5 protein-coding genes are annotated in these 5378 nt (G+C 69.9%); 2 read left to right on the forward strand and 3 right to left on the reverse strand.

Going from position 1 to position 5378, the window contains the following annotated elements; genetic code table 11:
* Positions 1-295: 295 nt before the first annotated feature.
* Together AC27IQ_RS18415 and AC27IQ_RS18420 are read left to right on the forward strand one after the other, a co-directional pair.
* Positions 296-1363, forward strand: a complete 1068-nt coding sequence (locus AC27IQ_RS18415) for a methionine ABC transporter ATP-binding protein (protein ID WP_487090326.1) — start codon at positions 296-298, stop codon at positions 1361-1363.
* 1 nt (position 1364) lies between these two features.
* Entirely contained in the window at positions 1365-2030 is a 666-nt protein-coding gene (locus AC27IQ_RS18420) for a methionine ABC transporter permease (RefSeq protein ID WP_487090327.1), read from the forward strand.
* A 185-nt stretch (positions 2031-2215) separates the two neighbouring features.
* Here AC27IQ_RS18420 and AC27IQ_RS18425 read toward each other — a convergent pair whose 3' ends face one another.
* From AC27IQ_RS18425 to AC27IQ_RS18435, 3 genes are read right to left on the reverse strand one after another with little or no spacing between them, the layout of a single operon-like run.
* The gene (locus tag AC27IQ_RS18425) at positions 2216-3028 is read right to left on the reverse strand and encodes an ABC transporter ATP-binding protein (protein ID WP_487090328.1); all 813 of its coding nucleotides are present in this window, start codon (positions 3026-3028) and stop codon (positions 2216-2218) included.
* Between the two features lie 7 nt (positions 3029-3035).
* Positions 3036-3878 carry an ABC transporter permease gene (locus tag AC27IQ_RS18430; protein WP_487090329.1) on the reverse strand — a complete coding sequence of 281 codons (843 nt, stop codon included), beginning with the start codon at positions 3876-3878 and terminating at the stop codon, positions 3036-3038.
* 7 nt (positions 3879-3885) lie between these two features.
* Positions 3886-4893 carry an aliphatic sulfonate ABC transporter substrate-binding protein gene (locus AC27IQ_RS18435; protein WP_487090330.1) on the reverse strand — a complete coding sequence of 336 codons (1008 nt, stop codon included), beginning with the start codon at positions 4891-4893 and terminating at the stop codon, positions 3886-3888.
* Between the last annotated feature and the right edge of the window lie 485 nt (positions 4894-5378).

The raw sequence follows: 5378 nt of genomic DNA on the forward strand, positions 1-5378 counted from the left end.
TCCACTAGGGCATATTGCTATGAAATAAATAGCAATCGAATCCACCCGGTGCAGGTTGGGCGCGGGTCGAGGCCCGCTGCGACCCACCGCCCGGCCATCCCGAACGGCCCAAAACCCCAGCGCGGGAAAAGATCGTTTTGCCACGACTTCGGCGCGGCTACATAACCGCAATGTCTTAGCACCCAATTTCAGGGTCGTTGGCGTTTGGGGTGCAAGCCCGTACATTCCCGCATCCGCATTTTTCCTTTTCAGCGCCGCCGCGGCCTGCGGGCCCCGGTGGCGCCATGGCATTTTCATGATCGATTTACGGGGTATCACCCAGATTTACCAGGGCTCGCAGGGGCCGGTGGAGGCGCTGCGCGGCATCGACCTGCACATCACGCCGGGCGAAGTGTTCGGCATCATCGGGCGCAGCGGCGCGGGCAAGAGCTCGCTGGTGCGCGTCATCAACCTGCTGAGCCGGCCCACCCGGGGCGAGGTGATCGTGGCGGGGCGCGACCTGACCCGGCTCAATGATGCGCAGCTGCGCGAGGCGCGGCGCGACATCGGCATGGTGTTCCAGCATTTCAACCTGCTGTCCTCGCGCACGGTGTTCGAGAACGCGGCCCTGCCGCTGGAGCTGGCGGGCATGGACAAGGCCGCCATTCGCGGCCGGGTCGATCCGCTGCTGGACCTGGTGGGCCTGTCGGCCCTGCGCGACCGCTATCCGGCGCAGATCAGCGGCGGGCAAAAGCAGCGCGTGGGCATCGCCCGGGCGCTGGCCAGCCGGCCCAAGGTGCTGCTGTCGGACGAGGCCACCTCGGCCCTCGACCCGGAAACCACCCGCTCCATCCTCGCGCTGCTGCGCCAGGTGAACCAGGAGCTGGGCCTGACGGTGGTGCTCATCACCCACCAGATGCAGGTCATCAAGCAGGTGGCCGACCGCGTGGCCGTGATCGATGCCGGCCGCATCGTGGAGCAGGGCCCGGTGCTGGAGGTGTTCACCCGGCCCCAGCAGCCCATCACCAAAAGCCTGATCGACGAGATCGTGCCGCAGGAACTGCCCGCCAGCGTGCTGGACCACGTGCGCCACCTGGCGTCGCAGCTGCGGGCCGCGGGCCAGGGCGGCGTGGGCCAGCTGCTGCGCCTGTCGTATGCCGGCGAGCGCGCCTACCAGCCCATCCTGTCGCGCCTGATCCGCGAGCACGGGCTGGACCTGTCGATCCTGCACGGGCAGATCGACGAGATCCAGGGCCAGACCTTCGGCTCGCTCGCGGTGTATGCCAGCGGCGACGCCGCGCGGCTGGCCACGGCGATCGCGCAATTGCGCGCCGAGGGGGTGGTGGTGCAGGAAGTGCAAGCGAGCGAAGAGAGCGGGGTCTGAGATGTTCGAGAATTTTTCGGAAATGATGCTGGAGCTGTTTGCCACCTCGCTGTGGGAGACGGTCATCATGGTGGGCATCTCGGGGGTGGTCGGCGCGCTGCTGGGCATCCCGCTGGGCGTGTTCCTGCGGCTGACCGACCGCGGCGGCGTGCTGGAGAACGGCCCGCTGAACAAGACGGTGGGCTGGATCGTGAACGCCGTGCGCTCCACGCCGTTCATCATCCTGCTGGTGGCGATCATCCCGTTCACGCGGCTCATCACCGGCTCGTCCATCGGCACGGCCGCAGCCGTGGTTCCGCTGACGCTGGCCGCGGCGCCGTTCGTGGCGCGGCTGGTGGAAGCCTCGCTGCGCGAGGTGGACAACGGCCTGATCGAAGCAGCCCAGGCCATGGGCGCCACCACCGGGCAGATCGTCTGGAAGGTGCTGCTGCCCGAGGCGCTGCCCGGCATCGTCGGCGGCTTCACCATCACGCTGGTGGCGCTCATCAGCTCGTCCGCCATGGCGGGCGCGGTGGGCGCGGGCGGGCTGGGCGACCTGGCGATCCGCTACGGCTACCAGCGCTTCGACACGCAGGTGATGCTGATCGTCATCGCCGTGCTGATCGCGCTGGTGTCGCTGGTGCAGTTCAGCGGCGACCGGTGGGTGCGCTGGCTGCGCAGCCGGTAGACCGTGGCGGGTGACCGGTGGAGCCGCCGTGGCGCTGGCTGCACGCCTGGGGAAACGGGATGCGCGTCAGCAGCCCGTCTTCCAGGGGTTTACAAGCCAAATCGGCCTCCAGCGCATGATCCACTAGGGCATATTGCTATCAAAAATATAGTACGAGGATGTGCCGCCGCGCCCCGGCTCGTTCGTCAGAACGCGTGGGCGTGCCGCAGCGCGTCCAGCACCCGCACGCGCAGGGCGCCCAGCGATTCGTCTTCGCGCCGGCGCGGGCGGGGCAGCGGGTTGTCGATGACCTGCAGCTCGGCGCCGGCGCGCGCCTCCAGCACCACCACGCGGTCGCTCAGGAGGAGTGCCTCGTCCACGTCGTGCGTGACCAGCAGCAGCGCCAGGCCGTGGCGGCGCGCCACCTCGGCCAGCAGTTGCTGCAGGCGGGCGCGGGTGAAGGCATCGACGGCGGAAAAGGGCTCGTCCAGCAGCAGCAGGCGCGGCCGCGTGAACAGGCCCCGGGCGATGGCCACGCGCTGCGCCTGGCCGCCGGACAGCTGCTTCGGCAAGCGGTCTTCGAAGCCCGCCAGTCCCACTTCAGCCAGCAGCTCGCGCACCTGCGGGTGACTCCGCCCGGCGCGGCCCAGATCGAACGCCACGTTCTCGGCCACGGTGAGCCAGGGGAACAGGCGCGGCTCCTGGAAGATGGAGCCAATGTCACGCGTGATGCCCTGCTGCGGCTCGCCGGCCAGGCGCACGTGGCCGTCGTACTGCGTGTCCAGCCCCGCGACGATGCGCAGCAGCGTGCTCTTGCCGCAGCCGCTGGCGCCCACGAGGCTGACCACCTCGCCGGGGGCGATGTCCAGTGGCACGTTCTGCAGCACGGGCCTGTCGCCGTAGGCCTTGCGGCGCACGCGGGCCTGCAGCAGCGGGCCGCCCTTCGCGTCCTGGGCCTGCAGCAGCGGGCCGTCCACAGCGAGAGACGCTGGAGCGATGGCGTCTTGCAATGCAGTCATCGTTGGTTCAGTCCCGCGCAGTGCTGTCATAGGTGTCGCGCCAGACCAGCAGGCGCTTTTCCAGCCAGGCCATGCCCGTGTCGGTGACCTTGCCCAGCAGCGCCAGCAGCACGATGGCGGCCAGCACGATGTCGGCGCGGCCCATCTCGCGGCCATCGGTCAGCAAATAGCCCAGGCCGCGCGTGGCGGCGATGAGTTCGGCCGCCACCATGAACATCCACGCCAGGCTCAGGCCGTTGCGCAGCCCGGTCAGCACCGCCGGCAAGGCGGCCGGCAGCAGCACGCGGCGCACCATGGCCACAGCGCTCAGCCGGTACATGCGGGCGGCCTCCACCAGCTTGCGGTCCACGTCGCGAAAGCCCGAGGCCACGCCCATGTAGACCGGGAAGAACGCGCCAATGGCAATCAAGGCGATCTTGGACGCCTCGTCGATGCCCAGCCACAGCAGCAGCAGCGGCACCCAGGCCAGCGACGGAATGGCGCGCAGCGCCTGGAAGGTCGGGTCCAGCAGCCCTTCGGCCCGGCGCGAGAGCCCGACCAGCGCGCCGATGGCGATGGCCAGCACGGTGCCGATGGCAAAGCCCGCCGCCACGCGCGCGCTGCTGGCGAGCACATGGCCGGCCAGGCCCTGCCCGCCGAAACTGATGAGGGTCTGGACGATCTCGGTGGGCGCGGGCAGCAGGTGCGGGCTGACCCAGCCAGCGCGCACGGCGCCTTCCCACACGGCCAACACCGTGGCCGGCAGGATCCAGCCCGTGCCCAGCACGCTCCAGACACGGCGGCGCGGGGCGGTACTGGCAGCCTCGACGACGGGGGCGAGGCCGGGCAACTCCTGCGGGTTGGCGGACATGGCGCGCTCAGGCCGGCGAGGCCGCCGGCGCGTTCGTCACGCTGCGCGCGAACTGCGTGTCCACCAGGTCGGTGACCACCTTGTTCAACGCCGTGCCGGGCCGCACCAGGGCTTCGGACAGGAGCAGCGGGGCGGCGCCCTGCAGCGCGGCGATGTGTTCCTGCGAAGGCTGCGGGTTGGACAGGTCGGTGCGCAGTTTCAGCTGCAGCAGCGCCACCTCCAGGCTGACCTTGGCCTCCTCCGACAGGATCCTGGCCGCCTCGGTGGTGTGGGCCAGGATCCATTGGCGGGCGCGCTCGTAGCCGGCCAGCACGCGGCGCGTCTCGGCGGCGCGCTGGGCCAGGAACTCTTCGCGCACATTCAAAAAGCCGTAGGTGTTGAACGCCACGTTGCGGTAGATGAGGCGCGAGCCCGCATCCAGCTCGCTGGCGGCCATCAGCGGATCGAGCCCCGCCCAGGCGTCCACGCGGCCCTGTTCCAGCGCGGTGCGGCCGTCGGCGTGCTGCAGCGCGACGATCTCCACGTCGTTGCGCTTCAAACCGGCCACCTGCAGCGCACGCAGCAAGAAGAGGTACGGGTCGGTGCCCTTGGTGGCGGCGACCTTCTTGCCCTTGAGTTCCTTCACCGACTGGATGGGCGAATCCTTGCGCACCACCAGCGCCGTCCATTCAGGGCGCGAGAAGATGTACGGTGCCCGGATCGGGTTGCCGTTGGCCTTGGACAGCAGCGCGGCCAGCCCGGCCGACGAGCCGATGTCGATGCTGCCCGCATTCAAATACTCCAGCGCGCGGTTGCTGCCCGCGCTGAACACCCACTTCACGGCCGTGCCGTCCTGCTTGAACGACTCTTCCAGCCAGCCGAAGCGGCGCAGCACCAGGCTGGAGGGCGAATAGGTGGCGTAGTCCAGGTGCAGTTCCTTCAGCGGCTGCGCGGCGTGCGCGGTGTGCGCGGTGTGCCAGGCCAGTGGCCCGGCCAGCGCTGCGGCGCCGGCCGACAGCAGGGTGCGTCGTTGCATGGTGGTGGGTTCCCGGTGAATGCGGTGATGGTGCGGCGCAGTATCGGGCGCGGCTTGCCGCACGGCCAAGAACGTTATTCGTCTATTTTTATGAGAAACCTGCCGCCCCTGGCGTGCCCCTGGCGCGCCCCTGAAAACCGGCCGGCTGGCCTGCACCAGCCGCCGCAGGCAAGCAGCAAATTGCGCACGAATCACCCAGCAGGCCGCTGCGCGCACGGCGCGGCAGGCCGGTGCAGCCCACGGCGACGCGGGTTGCACCGCGCCCCATGTCCGCCCGGCAGGCCGCGGCGCGCGCATCGGCCAAAAACCGCATAAGCACGCGCGAATTCCGCATGTGGCGAGCCCGCTTGCCTGCGCACACTGGGCCCACTCGCGGCGGCGGGCGCCCCTGGCCCGACCGCCCCCACCCCTTTGCCGGCGCCTCCACCCATGTCCTCACGCGCCCCACACTCACCCGCCCGAAGCCCCGCCCACAGCCGCCCGCT

It is taken from the genome of Acidovorax sp. KPB24-07, assembly GCF_057543315.1.